The sequence below is a fragment of the Halosimplex rarum genome (assembly GCF_047715405.1).
Lineage (GTDB): Archaea > Halobacteriota > Halobacteria > Halobacteriales > Haloarculaceae > Halosimplex > Halosimplex rarum.
In genome coordinates, this window is the sequence record NZ_CP180412.1 from 4,229,532 (window position 1) to 4,247,141 (window position 17,610).

The window sequence follows — 17,610 nt, forward strand, 5'->3', positions numbered from 1 at the left end:
GATCAGGCCCTCTGCTGCCAGCTACGGCGCTTTCGCTTCTCCGACGGGCGCTCTTTGCCCCCGTCCTGCTCATTTAGTTTCTCGCGGACGGCCGCCCGGATCGCCTCGCTCCGGTTGGGGTACTCCCCAGTTTCGACCATTCGCTCGACCTCTTCGATCTGCTGCTTCGGAATCCGTAGTGTCACACGCTCCATGTTTTTGATCGTTCCCCTTGGGTAAGACGGCGTTCGCGGACGAGTCCGTCCGTTCGTCTTACACGGCGGCATCGCCGTCCTATCCGACGTAATCGCACGAAGGCGCGGGTCACACGTCCGCGCTTCGGCCCGTGTAAGACGACCGTCTTACGCAAGCATTACATCTGGGTGTGGCATTATAAAGGTTGCGGCGACCGTCATACACTCTCGCGTTTACGGCGTTTAACGCGCGCTATCGCGCGTTTACGGCGTATCACGTCTGGTCGAGCACGTCGGCGGCCGGGGTGCGTCGACCGCAGCCCGGGCAGAACGCCCAGTCCGACCGGAGTTCGTCCCCGCAGTCGCAGAAGACCCGGTGGGACGCCTTCTCTCCGCAGTTCGGGCAGTAAACGTGGCCAGCGGAGATGTTCTCGCCGCATTGCGTGCACGGGCGGGACTCGGTTTCGAGGGCGTTTTCGTCCGTCTCGCCGCCCGTCTTACGACCTCGTTCCGTGTTAGACGCGTCTGTCGTCGCCGACGTGGACGCGTCCGACGCGTCGGCCGAGGCGGCGCGTTCGCCGTCGAGAGCGATGTTTACGTTGATATCCTGCGGCTGGGATGGCGTAAACGCGCCGTCCAGACGCTCGGCGACGATGGCGTCGACGCGCTCGGCGACGAGGGCGTCGAGAGAGTCGGCCTCCTCGGTCGCGTCGGCGCCCGGGGTCGACGTCGTCGCGCTCGCTTGCGCGTCGGACGCGTCGTCGAGGTACTCCCGCAAGGCCTCCCGCATGATCTCGCTCTTCGAGGCGTCGAACTCCTCGAGTCGCTCGATGAGATCGTCGTCCGCACGGAAGGTGATCTTGCTCATTCGGCTCGTCGTAGTCGTCGTTCTCCGGGTATTTCAATCTTCCCGCGTGTCTGACGCACGTCTGCCGATCGGTGGCCGTCGTGGGGCTGGTTCACACTCTCATCCCCGACGGAAGTCAAAACGGTTAAGTCCAGTACAGCGGCTACCTGCATGTGCGTCCGCCCTTAGCTCAGACTGGTAGAGCAGTCGACTGTAGATCGACTTGCCCCCCGTTCAAATCGGGGAGGGCGGACTTTTCCCGCGGACGAAGTGAGCAGTGAACCGTCTCTCCCGAACCGATTTGAACACGAGAGTCACAGTGCCGGAACGGCGCACTTCGCGCGCCACAGGTCGGAACGTCTCTCATCTGTTCAAATCGGGGAGGGCGGATACTTCTCGCGCCCCTGGCTCGCGAGCGCCGCGTGTGTCTCTTGTCGGACGATCCCTGAGCGCCCGGGACTGGGCGCGTCCAGTTCGCCCGCTCGGTCCCGGGCGTCTGCGCGCTCTCGGCCACTCCCCACAGAGCCGGTCGATAGCGGCGGTCGGTGCCTCCGACGCGCGGTTCGCGCGGGTCCTCACTCGTCGGACTTCTCGGCGCCCATCCCCTGGGTGACGTGGGTGACCGTGACGAGGCCGAGACCGCCGACGAGGTTGCCGACGGTGACGACTGCAGTCATCGCGCCGAGCGCTCTGAGGCCGATCCCGGCGCCGAGGTAGATCCCGAGGACGACGTGTGTGAGGGAGACGACGACGTGGTCGAAGGGGCCGAGCGCCAGCATGAAGCCGACTGCGTACGTCAGCGAGAGTTTGCTGCCGTCGCTTCGCACGGCGACTATGAGGAAGGAGAGCAGGCTCACCAGCGCCCCGCCGGCGATGCCGCGGGCGAACCAGGCCATCGGCGTGCGCCTCGCCGTGTCCTCGGCGATGGTCCGCAGGATCTCCGTCGACTCCGGTGGGATCGCCCCTTCGACCGCGAAGACGAGCGCGAACAGGCACGCTCCGACGACGTTGACGGCGAACGTGACGACCCACAGGCGGGCCAGCGCGGGGACCGCGGAGAATCCGGGACGCTCGACGGCGGCCGCGGCCGGGTCGGCGAAGTTCTCGTTGAACAGCTCGGTCCGGCCGGCGACCAGGAAGACCAGACCGACGCCGAACGCGAGCGCGCCGGCGACCTTCGCGACGTGGCCGAGCGTGGGTTCGACGAAGGCTTCGACGATCCCGAGCGCGACGACGCCGAAGACGATGGTGAATCCGGCGATGAAGCTCGTCGAGACGAGTTCGAGCACCGACTGATCGAGGCGACGCTCGCCTTCCTCGACCGACCGCTCGAAGATCTCGTCCGGCGTTCGAGGGGACACGTCTCGAATTGGGTCTCCGAGCGGAAAAGCCACTACCCGGCGATAGAGCGCCCCAGATCGCTCTTGTGAGTGCGGGCCGGGACGCCGATATCGTTCTCCCCGCGGCGGGTCTCCCCGGAGCGGTAAACCCAGTCGCCACCGAGCGTAAACCGCTGGGGCCCGAACGGGAGGTATGGACGAAATCGAACTCGGCCAGGCGACGATCGTCTACGAAGACCCCGAGGAGGGGACGACCGAGGTCACCGTCGACAACGAGGAGGTCGTGTACGCGCGCGACCACTGGATGCTCCGGTCGGGCTCGGACGACGAGGGCAACGACCTGATGAAGCAGATCCCGCGGGACCGGGTCTACCGCGTCGACCGGAACGTCGAGCGCTTCGAGGAGGAGGCGTCGACGGTGCGCCACCGCGTCGAGTCGCTGGCGAACGAGGTCCGCGACCGGATCCCCGTCGGGGGCGACGGCGACCGCCGCTCGTCGAGTGGGGGCGACCGCCGCTCACCCAGGGGGAGCGACGAGGGGCCGACGCGCGTCCCGGTCACCGAAGGCGGCGACGAAGGGAGCGACCGGACCGGCGGCGAGCGGAACGACCGCGACCAGGAGTGAGTGGGTCGGACCCGTCTGACTCGCCGGTGGGCCCGTCTGACTCGTCGGCAGATGGCGGCGGGATCGGTCCGCGAGCTGTTCGAGCGAGAAACCGGCGTCAGGGCGCCGAGGACGGACGACGCCGCCGTTTTCGGCGGATGTAAACTATCCTCGCTCTTTTTAGTGGATGCGGCCTCGTGATCAGTTGGTCACGATGGGCGTCTTGGAACGGGCCAAACGCGCTTCAGGGTTGTCGCATTCGGAGGCGCACCCGTACATCTGCGTCGACTGCGAGGCGCAGTTCGACGTACAGTATCACACCTGTCCCGCCTGTGGGAAATACGACGTCCGACGGGCAAAGTGGATGGACGCGGACGGCGCGGACCGCTGACGACGGCCGTCCGTGCGGCTCCGCGACGACTCGGCCTGCCCGAAGCCGAGCGCGCGGCCCGACCCCATGTGACCGGGGCCCTCCGGCCCACGCGGCACACATTTATTCCCCGGCCAACGCGTCGGACAGGACACCCGCTGCGATACGCCAGATAGCGGCCCCTAACTCTGATGAACAGTCCGAATCGTTGAAGTTGACCCGTGGCGATGGGGGGGCCGTGGTGGTATCGTTTGACCTGTTCGGCACGCTCGTCGCCGTCGAGCGGCCCGACGAACCGGCGGACGCCGTCGGTCGCGAACTCCGCGAGCGCGGCGTCGCGGTCCCCGACGACTGGGTGCGAGCTTATCGCGAGCCCCAGGTCGCCGTCGACCCCGGTCGGGAGACGCCGCTATCCGACCACGTCGCCGCCGCGCTGGCGAGTCGGGACGTCGACGCCGACGAGGCCGTCGTCGAGGCGGCCGTTCGAGCCGCGTTCGACGGGGCCGTGGAGACGCGCGAGGGTGCCGAGGCGGCCGTGGACGCGGCCGCGGCACACGGAACGGTGGGTGTGCTTTCGAACTGTAGCGTCACAGGACTGGTCGAGCGGGCGCTCGACCGGTCGACGATCGACCCGGAGCGGTTCGACGCCGTCGTCGCCAGCGTGGATTCGGGCTGGCGCAAGCCCGATCCGCGGGCGTTCGAGGCGGTCGCTGCGGCGCTGGAGACGCCGACCGAGCGACTCGTCCACGTCGGCGACGACCCGGCGACAGACGGCGCCGCGAGTAAGGCCGGCGCGACGCCGATACTCCTCTCGGACGTCTCGCTCCGGGACCTCCCGACCGAGCTGGAGGCGATACGATCTCGGTGACGGCCGCCGCGGTCGGGGTCGCCCTCGCGCTCGACGCCGTCGCGGGCGAACCCCCGACGCGGCTCCACCCGGTCGCCTGGTTCGGCCGGGTGGTCGCACCGCTCGACCGCTCGTGGTCGCGTCCGCGCCTCGTCGGTGCGCTCGCGACCGCGACGCTCCCGCTCGGCGCGGCGCTGACCGTCGGCGCGCTCGTCGGCGTGGCGGCCCTCCAGCGACCGCTGGCGGGTGCTGTCGCCGGCGGGATCGCACTGTTCGTCACGACGAGCCTCCGGCGACTGCTCGTCGTCGGCCGCGGGGTCACGGCCGCGAGCGAGACCGACATCGACGCCGCCCGGGAACAGCTACGGGCCCTCGCCGGGAGGGACGCGTCGGCGCTCTCGGCCGGCGAGGTGCGTAGCGCCGTCGTCGAGAGCGTCGCCGAGAACCTCGCCGACGGGCTGGTCGCGCCGCTGGGCGCGTTCGCGGTCCTCGCCGTCGCCGGCGCGCGAATAGGCCCGGCTGCCGGCCCAGGCGTCGATCCCGCCGTACTCGGGATAGCGCTCGGCGCGGCCGGCGCGGCCTGGGTGAAGGCAGTCAACACGATGGATTCGATGCTGGGCTACCGGTCGAAGCCGGTCGGGTGGGCGCCGGCGCGACTCGACGACGCGGTGATGTGGGTGCCCGCGCGGGCGAGCGCGGTCCTGATCGCAGCGGCGTTCCTGGCGCCGCGGTCGCTCGCGAACGCGCGTCGCTGGCTCGACGCAGTCCCCTCGCCGAACTCGGGGTGGCCGATGGGGACCGTCGCCGCGGCGCTCAACGTCCGCCTGGTCAAGCCCGGCGTCTACGAACTCGACGGCGGCCCGGCGCTGCCGTCGGTCGCTGACGCCGAGCGGGCGGTTCGCCGGGTGGGCGTCGCGGGCGGCCTGGCGTATCTCGCTGCGGGGGTGGTGACGTGGGGCTGAGGGAGGCGCCGACGGCGCTGCGCGGCGCCCTCGGGTTCCTCTCGCGGCTCCCGGTCGGCCGCGACGAGCGCGCGTGGGAGGCGTTCCGGACGGCGCCGTGGACGCTCCCGATTGCGGGGTACGTCCTCGGCGCGCTGGTCGCCGTCCCGGTCGCCGTCGCGCTCGCGCTCCCCGTCCCTGCAGTGACGGTTGCGCTCACGTACGTCCTCGCGGTCGTCGCGCTGACGGGGATCAATCACTTCGACGGCGTCGCCGACCTCGGCGACGCGGCGGTCGTCCACGGCGACGCCGAGCGCCGGCGCGAGGTGATGGGCGACACCGTCCTCGGCGTCGGCGGGACGCTCGCCGTCGCCGTCGTCGTCACGGGGCTGGCCCTCGGTGCGGTCGGACTCGCGGCGCTCCCGCTCGCCGCGGCTGCGGGGCTCGTCGTCGCCGCCGAGGTGGCCGCGAAACTCGCGATGGCGACGCTGGTCGCGCTCGGCTCGGCGGCCCACGACGGCTTCGGCGCCGCGGTCGCCGACGAGACGCCGCCGCGCGGTCTCCTCGTCCCCCTCGCGCTCGCCGTCCCCGCCGCTGTCCTGACGCTGCCGTCGCTCGCGGCCGCGGGGACCCTCGCGAGCGCGCTCGCGGTCGGGCTCGGACTGCTGTGGTGGGCCCGCGCCCGCCTCGACGGGGTGACCGGCGACGTGGTCGGCGCCGCGAACGAACTCGCGCGCGTCGCCGCGCTCCACGCCGCGCTCGTCGTCTGGCACGCGGGCGTCGACGCGCCGATCGGACTCGGGGAGGTGACCCAGTGGACGCCCTGGTGATGTGCGGCGGGCAGGGCACGCGGCTCGACGCCGACGTCGAGAAGCCCCTGTTCCGGGTCGACGGCGAGCCGATGGTCGACCGGGTGATCGCGGCGCTCGAAGCGAGTCAGATCGACGAGGTCTACGCCGTCGTGTCCCCGCACGCACCGGAGACGGCCGCTCACGTCGACTGTCCGACCGTCGAGACGGCCGGCGAGGGCTACGTCGCCGACCTGCAGGAAGCGCTCGCGGACGACCGGATCGACGAGCCGGTGCTGACGGTCGCCGCGGACCTCCCGCTGCTCGACGCCGACGTGGTCGATAGCGTCCTCGACGCCCACGAGGGTGGGTCGGTGACCGTCGCGGTGCCGACGTTCCTCAAGAGCGCCATCGGCGTGAGCGCCGACGCGCAGTTCGTCCACGAGGGCGAGGAAGTCGCACCGACAGGGGTCAACGTCGTCGGCGACGGCGCCGACGAGACGGTCGTCCGCGACGACGCGAGACTCGCGGTAAACGTCAATCGCCGCGAGGACGCCGCGGTGGCCGAGCGACTGTTGCAGTAGCTCGCGGGTCAACACCGCTGTACGTAGCCGTCGTCGAGCGGGTCCGGACCCGGTGCGACGCGTCCATCGGTCGCTGCCCGGACGGTGCGATCGGCCGAGACGGCGTACACGACCGTGAACTCGCCGCGGGACTCCCCCTCGAAGACGCGGTCGTACGCCAGTCTGACGACGACGCGGTCGTCGCCGCTCCGGAGTACTTCGGCGGTCGACTCGTCCAGTCGGACGCCGGGGAAGTCGTGCGCGGGGAGCCCGGTTCGGCCGTCGGGCGTCTGCGGACCGAGATCGTCCATCGCACGGTACGCGAGGTAGTAGCGCTCGTACTCCCGGGCGTACGCGACCGCGGCGTCCGGCGTCGGGTCGCCCGGACGTTCCGGGACCGGCACAGGCGTGGTTCCGGTGAAGCCGGTGAACTCGTCTGTCACGCACTCTTCCGGCAGGTTCCCGAGGGATTCTTCGGTAGCCGGTGGCTCGCTGTCGGTGACCGTCGCGGTCGGCTCGACTGCCGAGGGGGGCGGGCTCGATGTTCGGTCCGTCGGGCTTCTCTCCGACTCGTCGTCCGTGTCCGACAGTGTTGGACAGCCCCCGAGTCCACCGGCGAGTCCGAGCGAGACGCTCGCGAGTACCGACCGTCTGGAGGGCATGGCGGCCGCCACTCCCGGGCCCGGTAAGTGCTTTGTCGCCTGGCGACCGCTGACGGGCGTGGGGCCGTGGGAAACCCTCAATGCGCTGACCGACCAAGGTGTGGTATGGCATTCGACCCCGAGGTACCCGACCCGCCGAGACTCGACGCCGCGGAGGACCCGGGCGACTACGACGCGGTCGAGGAACCGGAGACGAGGACCGGCGAGGAGGGGCGCCGCGAGGCGCTCGCGGAGTTCCTCGAAGACGGCGCCTGGGAGGACGCCTTCCTCGAGTGGGCCGACAACGCCTACCTCTCCGACGAGCAATTTGAAGCCGCCCACGAGTTGGGACTGGTCGCCGCGCTGGACTTCTACTGGAACGAGACGGCGGGCGACGTGGGGTATCTCGCGCCGTCGCTTTCCGACGACCTCCCCGAGCCCTGGGACGAGCGCCTCAACCGGGCCGACCGCGCAGATATCGACGAGGCGATGGACGAACTCGGTCGGACGACCAGCGAGGTGCTGGAGAACCGCTACATCGACCGCAGCTCCGAGGCGTTCGGCTACACCTGGGAGTAGCGGCGCGTCGGCTGGGCGGCCGAGACGCCGCTCGCGACGCCCGCGAGCGGCTGTGCGGGCGACCGTTCCCGCCAGCGGATCCCGAACGGGACCTTCTTGTCGCCGCTGGTCCACCGGAGTGACATGGACAGCGAGGCCGTCGCGCGGCTCGCCGGGCGGGAGGTCACCCACGGGAGTAGCGACGACCCCGACGTGCTCGATTTCAGCGCGAACGTCAACCCCGAGGTACCTGCGGGCGCCCGCGAGGCCTACGCCGCGGCCTTCGACGAGTCGCGTACCTACCCGCCCGAGGACTACCCCGAGTACCGCGCGGCCGCGGCCGAGTACGTCGACTGCGACGCCGACGACGTGGTCCCGACCGCGGGTGGCCTCGCGGCGATCCGACTGACCGTCGCGGTCACCGTCGACCCGGGAGACCGGGTCCTCGTGCCCGCGCCGAGCTTCGGGGAGTACGCCCGTGAGATCGAACTTCAGGGCGGCGAGCCGGTAGCGGTCGCCCACGACGCGCTCCTCGACCGCGACCCCGGCGAGTTCGCGCTCGCGGTCGTCTGCAACCCGAACAACCCGACGGGCGACGCCTACGAGGAGGACGCGTTGCGGGGGTACGCCGAGCGCTGTCGCGCGGCGGGCACGCCGCTGCTCGTCGACGAGGCGTTCCTGGGTTTCACCGACCGCCGCTCGCTGGCGGGCACGGACGGCGTCGTCGTCGCGCGCTCGCTGACGAAACTGTTCGGGCTGCCCGGGCTGCGCGCGGGCTTCGCCGTCGCGACGGGCGACCTGCGCGACCGGGTCGAGACGGCGTCGCTCACGTGGGGGGTGGGTTGGCCCGCCGCTGCGGTGGGAACGCACTGTCTCGCCCGCGACGAGTTCGTCGCGGCGACGCGCGAGCGGGTGGCGAGCGAACGCGAGCGACTGCGCGCTGTCTTCGACGCGGACGAGCGATTCGAGGTGTACTCCCCTCGGCCGCCGCTGGAGCGCTCGACCGCCCCCTTCCTCTTGCTCGACTGCGGGTCGGCGGCGCGGGTCGACGAGACGCTGGCGACGGCGCGCGAGGCGGGCATCGCGCTCCGGGACGCGCGCTCGTTCCGCGGGCTGGACTCACACGTCCGCGTCGCCGTCAGGCGCCCCGAGGAGCACGACCGACTGCTGGAGGCGCTGGATGTTCGAGAGTGAGATTTCGGCGGGCGTGCTGTGCGCTCGCCGGCCGGGCATGCGCTGGCTCGCGACGGGTTTTTCGGGGGGATACGAGACGGCCGACGCCGCGTACAACGTTACCGTCCCCGAGGGGTTCGACCGGACGGACCTGGCCGAGTACGTCGCCGAGCGACGGGAGCGCGCGGGGTTCGAGGCGGCCGGACCGGCGATGCTGACCGGCGTCGAGCAACGGCACGCTCGCCGTGCGCGGCTGGACGGCGTCGAGGTGGTCGCGACGACGGGCGTGTCCAATCCCGCGGTGCTTCCGATGGGTGGCGAGGTCACAGAGCGGCGCGCGGCCGACGGCGACCGCGGCGACGGCCCGCCGCGGACGGGGACGGTGAACCTCGTCGTCGGGACGACGCGGGCGCTGGCCGACGGCGCGCTCGCGACGCTACTTTCGACCGCCGTCGAGGCGAAGACGGCGACCATGCTAGCCGAGACGGGGTTCACCGGGACGACGTCGGACGCGGTGGTCGTCGGGAGCGACTCCACGGGCGAGACGGCGGCGTTCGCCGGGAGCGCGACGCCAGTTGGGCGGGCGGCGCGGGTCTGCGTCCGCGACGCCGTCCGCGCGAGTCTCGCGGCGCGGTACGGCGGCGAAGGCGGGGTCGACGAGAGCGGCGACAGCGGGGACGAAATCCCCGAGTCCGTGTCGGCCGCCGACTACGGCGTCGTCTCCCGGGGCGAGGCGACGGTCTCGCGAGTGGACGGGTGACAGACCGTAGACCGTCTGCGGCGAGCCCTGCCGACGTGTCGAAGCGGCTACGGGCCCGGGGGTCGTCGGTCCGCGTATGACAGCAGACGACGTCGACGACGCAGGCCAGGCCGGCGACGACCCGCTCGAACCGCAGGCGATCGAACCGGCCGCACCCGAGGAGTTCGGCCTCGTGCAGGTCTGGTGGGGCGACGGCAAGGGCAAGACGACCGCCGCGATGGGCATGGGCTTGCGCGCCGCCGGCCACGGCTACCGCGTCCACATGCTCCAGTTCATGAAGGGCGGCACGAGTACTGTGGAAGACGTCCGCGGCGAGTACAACGCCATCCACGCCCTGCCGGGCTTCTCCTACGAGAACAGCGGCCACTACGGCTGGCACCGCTTCCACGACGGCACCGACGACGACGAGCACGCCGCCCGCGCGAAGGGCGGCCTCGAACGCGCTCGCGAACTGGTCGAGGCGGCCGGCGAGGCCGACCTCTCGACCCCCTTCGACGCCGACGCGCCCGCCGACGAGGGCGTCCACATGCTGATCCTCGACGAGATCGGCTACGCCGGCAATCGCGGTCTGGTCGATCCCGACGAGGTGCGCGAACTGGTCGAGTCGAAGCCCGACGACCTGGAACTCGTCCTGACCGGCGGCCACGAACGACCCGAATTCGTGACCGAACTCGCCGACCTGGTGACCGAGGTCGGCAAGGAGGCTCACCCCATCGAATCGGGTCACAGCGCACGGAAGGGAACCGAGTTCTGAGGCGGGGCTACTGGAACATGCTCGGCTCGTCGTCCTCGGGCGGCGGTCGCTCGAAGCCCTCCTGGGCCTCGATACGCTGCATCTGTCGCGCCATCTCCGTCATTTCGGCGACCAGCGCCTCCTCGCTCGCGTCGAGGGTGCGCGTGTCGAATTCGTCGGTGACGAGCGGCGCCAGCCCCTCGCTGAGGAGCGAGCTCGCCGCCGCGGGATCGGGACGGTACGGTTCGACGCCGACCACTAGCGCGACCGTGGGAACCCCCTCGCGAGCACAGGCGTCGACGACCGCTCCCGCCGGCCCGCCGATGGCCCCGACGCCCGGCGCCGGCGGGACGCCCGCCTCGCGGAGCGTCCGTTCGAGCCCGTCGGTCGTGCTGACCGCGGTGACCTCGCCGTGCTCGTCGACCCACTCGGCCGGCGCGCCGACGGGCACGACGACCTGTTCGCAGCCGTCGGTGAGGTGTTCGACGACGCCCTCCGCGAGCGGACCCCGCGAGCGCGGCGGGAACACCAGGTCCGCCTGGAGCGCCGTCAGGTCCCCGTCGGCGTACACCCGGACGGAGTCGCGGACCCGTCCCTCGGCGTAGGTCGCGACGTGGGGGAACTTCTCGGAGGCGAAGTGGCCGCGGTGGGACAGACCGCGCTCGTCGGTGACGTGTCCGACCGCGATGACGCCGGCCAGTCCGAGACCGGGCAGTCCGACCAGCACTGTCGACCCCTCCGTGTCGAGTTCGTCGACCGCCTCGAAGGTCGCCGCTTCCGCTCCGTTTACCATGGATTCACAGACGCACCCGGGGACCATGATAGCTCCGCGCGCAACGGCCGGGCGCCCCGTTCTCACGCGATCGTGTACCCGTCGAACGAGCGGACGGCGTAGCGATAGGAGAGCGCGGGGAGGAGCAACAGGACGACGAGCGCGACGGCGCTGATCGCGTAGAGGGTCCCGGCGGACACCGAGAGACCGAACGGGAGCACGATCGAGAGCAGGTCCGCGCCGACCGAGCGGGCGAACTCCAGGCCGACGAACAGCGCCGACAGGGTCGTCAGGACGACGTGGACGCTGAAGAGGAGGAACGCCCACGGGCTGGGGACGACGGCCTCCATCGAGCGGGTGACGTTCGTGGCCTCGAAGCGGGGGAAGGCCATCCCGATGCCGACCGAGAGGGCCGCGGCGACGATCATCGAGACCGGCGCGAGGCCGGTGAGGATGGCGGCCGACCGGGCGTCGAGCGGACTCAGGGCGGCCGTGATCGCGACGAGCGCTGTTCCGAACGGGACGACGACGAGCAAGCCCGCGAGGACGTGCGCGCCGACGAAGCGGTGGCCGGTCACCTCGCTCAGCAGCGTCGTCGCGAGCACCGACCCCTGGTCGCCCAGCGGGTTGAGCGTGAAGACGACGCCGCCGGCCCAGGCGACGAACACGAGCAGCCCATAGGGGAGGTAGACCGGAATCTGCCCCGTCTGGATGATCTCGACGAACGCGCCGGTCCCGAAGAACAGGGGGTAAGCGGCGTACATGAGCTTCAGCGGCGCGCGAGCGGCGCGGCGCCACGCGAGGGTGATCAGCGCTGCGGTCGGCCGGTCGACGACGGCTTCGAGCCAGCGGGCGAGCCTGTCGTCGGAGGTCGCCGCGATCGGGTCGGCGCTCGTCGGGCCTTCGGCCGCCGGTGGTTCGTCATCCTTCTCGCCGGCGAGGGCGGGGTCGGCGAACCAGTGACGGCCGGCGACCCAGGTCCCGGCGGCGACGGCGACGGCAGCGAGGACGACGGAGCCGCCGGCGACGGCGATGGCGTTGGTCGACTCGAAGGCGACGCCGGGGAGCCCGGAGAGCGCGAGATCGGCGTACCAGCCCACGGGGGAGGCGGCCATCGGTTCGAACAGCGCGCCGACGAGCTGGTTGAACGACCCGGAGACGATCGCGGCCATGTAGACGAGGAACGCCAGCGCGATCAGGCCGGTCTTGTGCCGGGCGACGAAGGGGAACCGGGTGATGACGTGTCGAGCGGCGAGTCCGAGGGCGAAGGCAACCGTGACCGCCGTCCCGCCGGCGAGCGCGACAGCGAGCGGGACGCCCACCGCGGGCCAGAGCGTCTCCCCGCCGAGCGCCAGGCCCACGCCGGCGCCGGTCGCGGGGAGCAGCGTCCAGAGGAGCAGGTAGACGGACTCGCTGGCGACCAGCCCGAGGTACGCCTCGGCCGTGGGGACGACCGTCAGGACGCCCTCGGCGTTGGTCAGAGTCCCGCGCTGGCCGACCGCGCGGATGGCGAAGACGACGGCGAGCAGGACCCAGACGACGCCGACGAACCCCCGCGCGGCCGTCGCGGTCGCCGTCGGGATGAACTCGATCGATCCGGTCACGAGCGCGCGGCCGAGAGCGCGACCGCCCCAGACGCCGCCCGCGGTCAGCCCGAGCGTCAGCAGGGCGTACAGCCCCACGGAGACGACCGAGGACAACCGGTTGTCGGGCGCGGTGCGCTTGCGGACCATCCGCCGCACGTCGATCCGGGTGAGGCGGAGGCTGTGTCCGAGGTTCATCGCTGTGCGTCCGCCTCGCTCGCGTCGCTTCCCTCCACGTCGCCCGTGCCCGCGCCGCTCGGCTCCACCGCCGTCGCGCTCGCTTCGTCGGCGTGGTCGGTCGTCACTTCGAGGAAGACGTCCTCCAGCGAACCGGCCTCGCCGCGCTCGGCGCGCTGTTTGAGCCGGTCGGGCGGCCCCTCGGCGACGAGGTCGCCGCGGTGGAGCACGCCGACGGTGTCGGCCAGCTCGTCGACGACCGGGAGGATGTGCGTCGAGAGGAAGACCGTCGTCTCGCCCCCCGAGAGCTCGGCGATGAGGTCCTTGACCGTGCGAGCGGCGCGCGGGTCGAGCCCGCTCGTCGGCTCGTCGAGGAACAGGACGGGTGGGTCGTGGAGCACGGTCGCGATCAGGCCCACCTTCTTGCGCATCCCTGTCGAGAAGCCTTCGAGCCGGCGGTCGGCCTCGCCGGCGAGCGAGAAGCGGTCGAGGTAGCGCTCGATGCGTTCGCGCGAGCGGTCGCGCGGCAGGTCGTGCAGCGCGGCGACGTGGCGCAGTTGCTCGCGAGCGGTCAGCTCGTCGAACAGCGGGGGCTCCTCGGGGAGGTAACCCACGACCGAGATCAACTCGCGCCGGTCGGTCACGTCGACGCCCATCACTCTCGCCGAGCCGCTGGTCGGTCGCGTCAGCGTCGTCAGCATGCGCATGGTCGTCGTCTTCCCGGAGCCGTTCGGCCCGAGGAAGCCGTACACGTCTCCCCGAGGGACCGACAGGTCCAGCCCGTCGACGGCGAGCACGTCGCCGAAGCGCTTCGTGAGATCGGTCGTCTCGATGGCGGGGCCGTCGAGACGGTCGTCGGGAACCATTGCCGACGTTTCGATCGTCTAACTCTTAGTTGGTAGGGAACAGGGGTTCGTGTTCTGTCCAATAGATCGTCGCGTATCGAAATCGGCGCGTGCATCTGATGGTTCGGGATACCAGTTCTGGTCGGGACCCGTTTGAACCGGCTGCACGAAGTGGTTCAGTAGGATTCGATCTCGACACCGAGGCGCTCGTAGTCCTCGACGTTCCGGGTGAGGACGGGCTCTTCGAGGACTTCGCCAGTCGCACCGATGATCACGTCGCCGTCTCCGACGGGCGTCCCGTCGTTCTGTAGCTCGCCCGCGAGTCGGCCAGCCTTCCGCATCACGGCGGTATCAGCGGGGTGGATCGGTTTCGATTCGAGGACCTGTTCGACCTTTTCGCGTTCGGTCGTGGAATCGGTCGCCCGGGCGATGCCGTAGTACAGTTCGAAGAGCGTCATCGACGAAAGGCGCTGTTGGACCAGATCACGTTCCAGTTCGCGGGCCTTCTCGACAGCGTCCTCGTCGCCATCCATGAGGTCGATAAGAAAGGCCGTGTCGAGCAACACGTCACGAACCCCCCATCCGGTCTGCGGTCGTTTCGAGGTCACTCGAGCGTTGCTCGCGGCGCTCGTCGACAGCATCCCGTAGTGCGTCGGCCTCCTCGTCGTTCAAGATACCTGCGAGTTCCAGCAGCGACCGCTCGCCCGACAGCCGAAGGACGACCTCCGAAAAGGTCTCGTCCTCGCGTTTGTGGGCGGCAAGGCGCTCGTAGGCCTCCTCGGAGAGGCGGATGCTCTTCGACATGTGCATACGGTTGTATGCAGGAAAACAAATGCCTTTCTCCGGACGAAACTCACGGCTCGTCACATCTGTCGGGTTGGCTGTGAGCGCACCGAGAGGATTCGACTCGTGCTGTGGCCGTAGCTAACTTCGTGGCTGTTGGAAACTGTTCCCTCCACCAAGCAGCTCTGCGCGCAGACAGAGCGACCGCGGCGGCCGACGAGCCAGCGCCGAATCCCCGTCGACCAGGTCGTCGTCCAGTCGCTCGGTGAGGTCGGGTTCCCGCAGGTCCCGGAGCGCGAAGCCCGCGTCGAACAGCGGGCCGGTGAGTGCGTCGAGCGGTCGCCGGTAGAAGGTCGCGGGCGCTTCCTCCCCGTCCTCGCCGTTGCCATCGGGCGGGTCCGCCGGTACGCTGCCGCTCCAGTAGAGTTCGTAACGCTCGGTCTCGCGGTAGGTGGACGGCTGGGAGTCGGCGCGGACGGCCGGGCGGGCGTCGAGGTCGTCGATAGCCCGCGTGTCGGGGTACGTCTCGTCGCGAACCACGAGGTACTCGTGGAACGGGTGGTGTGTCGACAGGACGACCGAACCGCCGGAGCGGAGCAGGCGGGCGAACTCCGCTGCGACCGGTTCGAGGTCGGGGACGTGCGAGAGGACGTGCTGGCAGCACACGAGGTCGACGCTGTCGGTGTCGAGGAAGTCGAGGCCCTCCGCGAGGTCGCCGCGACGGAACTCGGCGCAGTCACCGTAGCGCTCGCGCGCGACATCGACCATGCCCTCGCTCGCGTCGACGCCGACCACGTCTGCACCGCGGTCGGCGAGTCGCGCCGCGTAGTGCCCGTCGCCACAGCCCGCGTCGAGGACGCGCTGGCTGTCGAGGTCAGGCAGCAGCGCTTCGAGCGTCGGCCAGAGCACCTGCTCCCGCCACGGAACCCCCGCGTACTCGCTCCAGTCGTCGGCCAGGACGTCGTAGTGAGACTCGACCGACCGATCGTCGCCATCGCCGGCGTCGTCTGTCATACCCAGTGGTGGGCGGTGCGGACAAAGAGGATGGGGGGTCGACCGAATTACTCCAATGTCGCCGGTCGGGCGCTCGACCGAATTACTCCAATGTCGCCGGTCGGGCGCTCGACCGAATCGGGCGCTCGATAGCGCCGGTCGCGGGGACCGCGAGCGCACCCGCCGGGGGTGTCCGACGGGACCGACCGGCGACGGGGCGTGCTGGTCCCACGCTCCTATTTAAACGCTCGCCCCGGAGGGTCGGATCGAGCACGCGATGACACAGACGATCCTCGTCGCGGGAACGGCCAGCCACGTCGGCAAGAGCACCGTCGCCGCGGGGCTCTGCCGCCTGCTGGCCGACCGCGGCGTCGACGTGGCGCCGTTCAAGGCCCAGAACATGAGCAACAACGCCCGCGCGGTGCCGAAGGCAGATGCCGTCGTGGGCAACAACGGGACGGAGGTTGCAGACACCGGCGTCTCGGCCTTCGGCGAGATCGGCGTCTCGCAATACGTTCAGGCGCGCGCCGCGCGCGTGCCACCGACGACCGACCACAACCCCGTCCTGCTCAAGCCACGGGGCGATGCCGAGTCACAACTCGTTCTCGACGGCGAGGCCGTTGCCCACTACGGCGCCGGCGAGTACTACGACGAGCACTGGGAGCGCGCCCGCGAGACGGCTCGGCGCGCCCACGACCGACTCGCCGCGGAGCACGACGTGATCGTCGCGGAAGGCGCGGGATCGATCGCCGAGCCGAACCTCCGCGAGCGCGACCTCGCCAACATCGAGACGGCGCGGTTCGCCGACGCGGCCGTCCTGCTGGCGGTCGACATCGAGCGCGGGGGCGCGTTCGCCAGTCTGGTCGGCACCGTGGAACTCCTGCCCGACGACGTTCGCGAGCGGGTCGCGGGCGCCGTCCTCACGAAGTTCCGGGGTGACGAGTCGCTGCTCGACCCGGCCGTCGCGGAGGTCGAAGCGCGGACCGGCGTCCCGATTCTGGGCGTGCTCCCCCACGACGATCCCGGGCTCCCCGCCGAGGACAGCGTCGCCCTCCCCGCGGAAGGCGAGCGCGCGGTCCGCGGCGCCGACGACGGCGTTCCGTCCGAGGGAGCGGTGACCGTCGCCGTCCCGCGGCTGCCGCGCATCTCGAACTTCACCGATCTGGAACCGCTCGTGGGCGAACCGGGCGTCCGCATCGTCTACCTCCCGCTCGACGCCGACCTCGTCGACCCGGAGGCGGTCGGCGTGGGCACCGGTCGCGGCGCAGACGCGGTCGTCGTCCCGGGGACGAAAAACACCGTGGACGACCTGCGGGCGCTCCGAGCGGCGGGCTTCGACGAGCGACTGCGGGCGTTCGACGGCCCGGTCGTCGGCCTCTGCGGCGGTTTCCAGATGCTCGGCGAGCGGATCACGAACGCCGGCGTCGAGAGCACCGGCGACATCGATTCCCTCGAAGGTATCGGGCTGTTACCGGTCGAGACGCGCTTCTCGTCGGACAAACGAGTCGAGCAGGCGACGCGTCGGATCGACGGCATCGGACCGCTCGCGGGTGCGACGGGTGCGGTGTCGGGGTACGAGATCCACATGGGCGAGACGCGGGTAGTCGGGGAGTCCGGTCCCGGCCCGGGCGTCGGGAAGCTCTTTCCGGACGCCGAGGCCGGCGTCGCCACCGACCGCGTGGCCGGGACGTATCTCCACGGGCTGTTCGAGAACGAGACCGCACGCGAGGCGTTCGTCAACGCCGTGTTCGCCAGCGCCGATGTCGAGCGGCCGGCGACGGACACCGCCGCGGACTCACCGTACGACCGCGCGGCCGCACTCGTGGCCGGTCTCGGAACGGGCGCGCTGGTTGATCTCGGCCTCGACGAACTCGACACCGACGCCTCAGTTCAGTAGCCGCGACCGGGGATTTCGCGAACTGAAGCGCTGGTCGCCGGTATCGATGGGTCACGGTCGTCGGTCCAGCGGCGATGACGACGACCCGAAGCGAGCGGACGCTCGCACGGCTCGCAGTCCCGTTCTGGACCGCTTCGGAGGGACGAGCCCGTGCACTCTGGCGGACCGTCGCGGCGCTCGCGCTCACGCGGGACGCTCTACCCGGCGTTCTCGGTCCGCGAG

General features: G+C 70.8%; 21 protein-coding genes and 1 tRNA gene. 11 read left to right on the top strand and 11 right to left on the bottom strand.

Annotated elements, in window-relative coordinates; genetic code table 11:
* Positions 1 to 2 precede the first annotated feature (2 nt).
* Both ACMGFH_RS20150 and ACMGFH_RS20155 read right to left on the bottom strand, forming a co-directional pair.
* The gene (locus tag ACMGFH_RS20150; RefSeq protein ID WP_274325293.1) at positions 3 to 194 is read right to left on the bottom strand and encodes a ribbon-helix-helix domain-containing protein; all 192 of its coding nucleotides are present in this window, start codon (positions 192 to 194) and stop codon (positions 3 to 5) included.
* 253 nt (positions 195 to 447) lie between these two features.
* Positions 448 to 1,041, bottom strand: coding sequence for a double zinc ribbon domain-containing protein (locus ACMGFH_RS20155; RefSeq protein WP_415380401.1), 594 nt, complete (start codon positions 1,039 to 1,041; stop codon positions 448 to 450).
* 158 nt (positions 1,042 to 1,199) lie between these two features.
* Between ACMGFH_RS20155 and ACMGFH_RS20160 the strand changes: the two genes are divergently transcribed.
* Positions 1,200 to 1,273, top strand: a tRNA-Tyr gene (locus tag ACMGFH_RS20160).
* Positions 1,274 to 1,595: 322 nt separating this feature from the next.
* Here ACMGFH_RS20160 and ACMGFH_RS20165 read toward each other — a convergent pair.
* Complete coding sequence (locus tag ACMGFH_RS20165) at positions 1,596 to 2,381, bottom strand: formate/nitrite transporter family protein (RefSeq protein ID WP_415380402.1); 786 nt, start codon at positions 2,379 to 2,381, stop codon at positions 1,596 to 1,598.
* Positions 2,382 to 2,553: 172 nt separating this feature from the next.
* Between ACMGFH_RS20165 and ACMGFH_RS20170 the strand changes: the two genes are divergently transcribed.
* The 5 genes from ACMGFH_RS20170 to ACMGFH_RS20190 all read left to right on the top strand — a co-directional run bounded on the left by ACMGFH_RS20170 (position 2,554) and on the right by ACMGFH_RS20190 (position 6,494).
* A complete protein-coding gene (locus ACMGFH_RS20170; protein ID WP_415380403.1) occupies positions 2,554 to 2,985 on the top strand; it encodes a hypothetical protein in 432 nt (143 codons plus the stop codon).
* A 587-nt stretch (positions 2,986 to 3,572) separates the two neighbouring features.
* Positions 3,573 to 4,202, top strand: coding sequence for an HAD family hydrolase (locus ACMGFH_RS20175; protein WP_415380404.1), 630 nt, complete (start codon positions 3,573 to 3,575; stop codon positions 4,200 to 4,202).
* Positions 4,199 to 5,143, top strand: a complete 945-nt coding sequence (gene cbiB, locus ACMGFH_RS20180; RefSeq protein WP_415380405.1) for an adenosylcobinamide-phosphate synthase CbiB — start codon at positions 4,199 to 4,201, stop codon at positions 5,141 to 5,143. Before ACMGFH_RS20175 ends, cbiB begins: the two co-directional genes overlap by 4 nt.
* Complete coding sequence (gene cobS, locus ACMGFH_RS20185; RefSeq protein WP_415380406.1) at positions 5,134 to 5,952, top strand: adenosylcobinamide-GDP ribazoletransferase; 819 nt, start codon at positions 5,134 to 5,136, stop codon at positions 5,950 to 5,952. The genes cbiB and cobS overlap by 10 nt, the downstream gene beginning before the upstream one ends.
* Positions 5,952 to 6,494: an NTP transferase domain-containing protein gene (locus ACMGFH_RS20190; RefSeq protein ID WP_415383286.1), complete on the top strand. Its 543-nt coding sequence runs from the start codon at positions 5,952 to 5,954 to the stop codon at positions 6,492 to 6,494. Before cobS ends, ACMGFH_RS20190 begins: the two co-directional genes overlap by 1 nt.
* A gap of 8 nt (positions 6,495 to 6,502) precedes the next feature.
* Here ACMGFH_RS20190 and ACMGFH_RS20195 read toward each other — a convergent pair whose 3' ends face one another.
* The gene (locus ACMGFH_RS20195; protein ID WP_415380407.1) at positions 6,503 to 7,135 is read right to left on the bottom strand and encodes a hypothetical protein; all 633 of its coding nucleotides are present in this window, start codon (positions 7,133 to 7,135) and stop codon (positions 6,503 to 6,505) included.
* A 105-nt stretch (positions 7,136 to 7,240) separates the two neighbouring features.
* Between ACMGFH_RS20195 and ACMGFH_RS20200 the strand changes: the two genes are divergently transcribed.
* On the top strand, positions 7,241 to 7,693 hold the full coding sequence (locus tag ACMGFH_RS20200) for a hypothetical protein (RefSeq protein WP_415380408.1): 453 nt from the start codon (positions 7,241 to 7,243) through the stop codon (positions 7,691 to 7,693).
* Here the strand turns inward: ACMGFH_RS20200 and ACMGFH_RS20205 are convergent.
* On the bottom strand, positions 7,678 to 7,818 hold the full coding sequence (locus tag ACMGFH_RS20205; protein WP_415380409.1) for a hypothetical protein: 141 nt from the start codon (positions 7,816 to 7,818) through the stop codon (positions 7,678 to 7,680). The genes ACMGFH_RS20200 and ACMGFH_RS20205 overlap by 16 nt on opposite strands.
* Here ACMGFH_RS20205 and ACMGFH_RS20210 point away from each other — a divergent pair.
* From ACMGFH_RS20210 to ACMGFH_RS20220, 3 genes are all read left to right on the top strand, one after another.
* Positions 7,817 to 8,866 (top strand): threonine-phosphate decarboxylase, encoded by a 1,050-nt coding sequence (locus tag ACMGFH_RS20210; RefSeq protein ID WP_415380410.1) that lies wholly within the window; start codon positions 7,817 to 7,819, stop codon positions 8,864 to 8,866. The two genes, ACMGFH_RS20205 and ACMGFH_RS20210, sit on opposite strands and share 2 nt — an antisense overlap.
* Entirely contained in the window at positions 8,853 to 9,605 is a 753-nt protein-coding gene (locus ACMGFH_RS20215; protein WP_415380411.1) for an adenosylcobinamide amidohydrolase, read from the top strand. Before ACMGFH_RS20210 ends, ACMGFH_RS20215 begins: the two co-directional genes overlap by 14 nt.
* A 76-nt stretch (positions 9,606 to 9,681) precedes the next feature.
* On the top strand, positions 9,682 to 10,359 hold the full coding sequence (locus ACMGFH_RS20220; RefSeq protein WP_415380412.1) for a cob(I)yrinic acid a,c-diamide adenosyltransferase: 678 nt from the start codon (positions 9,682 to 9,684) through the stop codon (positions 10,357 to 10,359).
* Positions 10,360 to 10,366: 7 nt separating this feature from the next.
* Here ACMGFH_RS20220 and ACMGFH_RS20225 read toward each other — a convergent pair whose 3' ends face one another.
* From ACMGFH_RS20225 to ACMGFH_RS20250, 6 genes are all read right to left on the bottom strand, one after another.
* On the bottom strand, positions 10,367 to 11,131 hold the full coding sequence (locus ACMGFH_RS20225; protein WP_415380413.1) for a proteasome assembly chaperone family protein: 765 nt from the start codon (positions 11,129 to 11,131) through the stop codon (positions 10,367 to 10,369).
* 62 nt (positions 11,132 to 11,193) lie between these two features.
* Complete coding sequence (locus tag ACMGFH_RS20230) at positions 11,194 to 12,891, bottom strand: hypothetical protein (protein ID WP_415380414.1); 1,698 nt, start codon at positions 12,889 to 12,891, stop codon at positions 11,194 to 11,196.
* Entirely contained in the window at positions 12,888 to 13,736 is an 849-nt protein-coding gene (locus ACMGFH_RS20235) for an ABC transporter ATP-binding protein (protein ID WP_415380415.1), read from the bottom strand. Before ACMGFH_RS20235 ends, ACMGFH_RS20230 begins: the two co-directional genes overlap by 4 nt.
* 155 nt (positions 13,737 to 13,891) lie before the next feature.
* Entirely contained in the window at positions 13,892 to 14,281 is a 390-nt protein-coding gene (locus ACMGFH_RS20240; RefSeq protein WP_415380416.1) for a type II toxin-antitoxin system VapC family toxin, read from the bottom strand.
* A 1-nt stretch (position 14,282) separates the two neighbouring features.
* Entirely contained in the window at positions 14,283 to 14,519 is a 237-nt protein-coding gene (locus ACMGFH_RS20245; protein ID WP_415380417.1) for an antitoxin VapB family protein, read from the bottom strand.
* A 120-nt stretch (positions 14,520 to 14,639) separates the two neighbouring features.
* On the bottom strand, positions 14,640 to 15,512 hold the full coding sequence (locus tag ACMGFH_RS20250) for a class I SAM-dependent methyltransferase (protein WP_415380418.1): 873 nt from the start codon (positions 15,510 to 15,512) through the stop codon (positions 14,640 to 14,642).
* A 256-nt stretch (positions 15,513 to 15,768) separates the two neighbouring features.
* Here ACMGFH_RS20250 and ACMGFH_RS20255 point away from each other — a divergent pair, with 256 nt between their 5' ends.
* Entirely contained in the window at positions 15,769 to 17,388 is a 1,620-nt protein-coding gene (locus tag ACMGFH_RS20255; protein WP_415380419.1) for a cobyric acid synthase, read from the top strand.
* Positions 17,389 to 17,610: the final 222 nt, after the last annotated feature.

Bases quoted from the DNA above. Each gene is read 5' to 3' on its own strand.
- ACMGFH_RS20150 (WP_274325293.1), bottom strand. From the start codon at position 194: ATGGAGCGTGTGACACTACGGATTCCGAAGCAGCAGATCGAAGAGGTC.
- ACMGFH_RS20155 (WP_415380401.1), bottom strand. From the start codon at position 1,041: ATGAGCAAGATCACCTTCCGTGCGGACGACGATCTCATCGAGCGACTC.
- ACMGFH_RS20170 (WP_415380403.1), top strand. From the start codon at position 2,554: ATGGACGAAATCGAACTCGGCCAGGCGACGATCGTCTACGAAGACCCC.
- ACMGFH_RS20190 (WP_415383286.1), top strand. From the start codon at position 5,952: ATGTGCGGCGGGCAGGGCACGCGGCTCGACGCCGACGTCGAGAAGCCC.
- ACMGFH_RS20195 (WP_415380407.1), bottom strand. From the start codon at position 7,135: ATGCCCTCCAGACGGTCGGTACTCGCGAGCGTCTCGCTCGGACTCGCC.
- ACMGFH_RS20200 (WP_415380408.1), top strand. From the start codon at position 7,241: ATGGCATTCGACCCCGAGGTACCCGACCCGCCGAGACTCGACGCCGCG.
- ACMGFH_RS20210 (WP_415380410.1), top strand. From the start codon at position 7,817: ATGGACAGCGAGGCCGTCGCGCGGCTCGCCGGGCGGGAGGTCACCCAC.
- ACMGFH_RS20205 (WP_415380409.1), bottom strand. From the start codon at position 7,818: ATGTCACTCCGGTGGACCAGCGGCGACAAGAAGGTCCCGTTCGGGATC.
- ACMGFH_RS20215 (WP_415380411.1), top strand. From the start codon at position 8,853: ATGTTCGAGAGTGAGATTTCGGCGGGCGTGCTGTGCGCTCGCCGGCCG.
- ACMGFH_RS20220 (WP_415380412.1), top strand. From the start codon at position 9,682: ATGACAGCAGACGACGTCGACGACGCAGGCCAGGCCGGCGACGACCCG.
- ACMGFH_RS20225 (WP_415380413.1), bottom strand. From the start codon at position 11,131: ATGGTAAACGGAGCGGAAGCGGCGACCTTCGAGGCGGTCGACGAACTC.
- ACMGFH_RS20230 (WP_415380414.1), bottom strand. From the start codon at position 12,891: ATGAACCTCGGACACAGCCTCCGCCTCACCCGGATCGACGTGCGGCGG.
- ACMGFH_RS20235 (WP_415380415.1), bottom strand. From the start codon at position 13,736: ATGGTTCCCGACGACCGTCTCGACGGCCCCGCCATCGAGACGACCGAT.
- ACMGFH_RS20245 (WP_415380417.1), bottom strand. From the start codon at position 14,519: ATGTCGAAGAGCATCCGCCTCTCCGAGGAGGCCTACGAGCGCCTTGCC.
- ACMGFH_RS20250 (WP_415380418.1), bottom strand. From the start codon at position 15,512: ATGACAGACGACGCCGGCGATGGCGACGATCGGTCGGTCGAGTCTCAC.
- ACMGFH_RS20255 (WP_415380419.1), top strand. From the start codon at position 15,769: ATGACACAGACGATCCTCGTCGCGGGAACGGCCAGCCACGTCGGCAAG.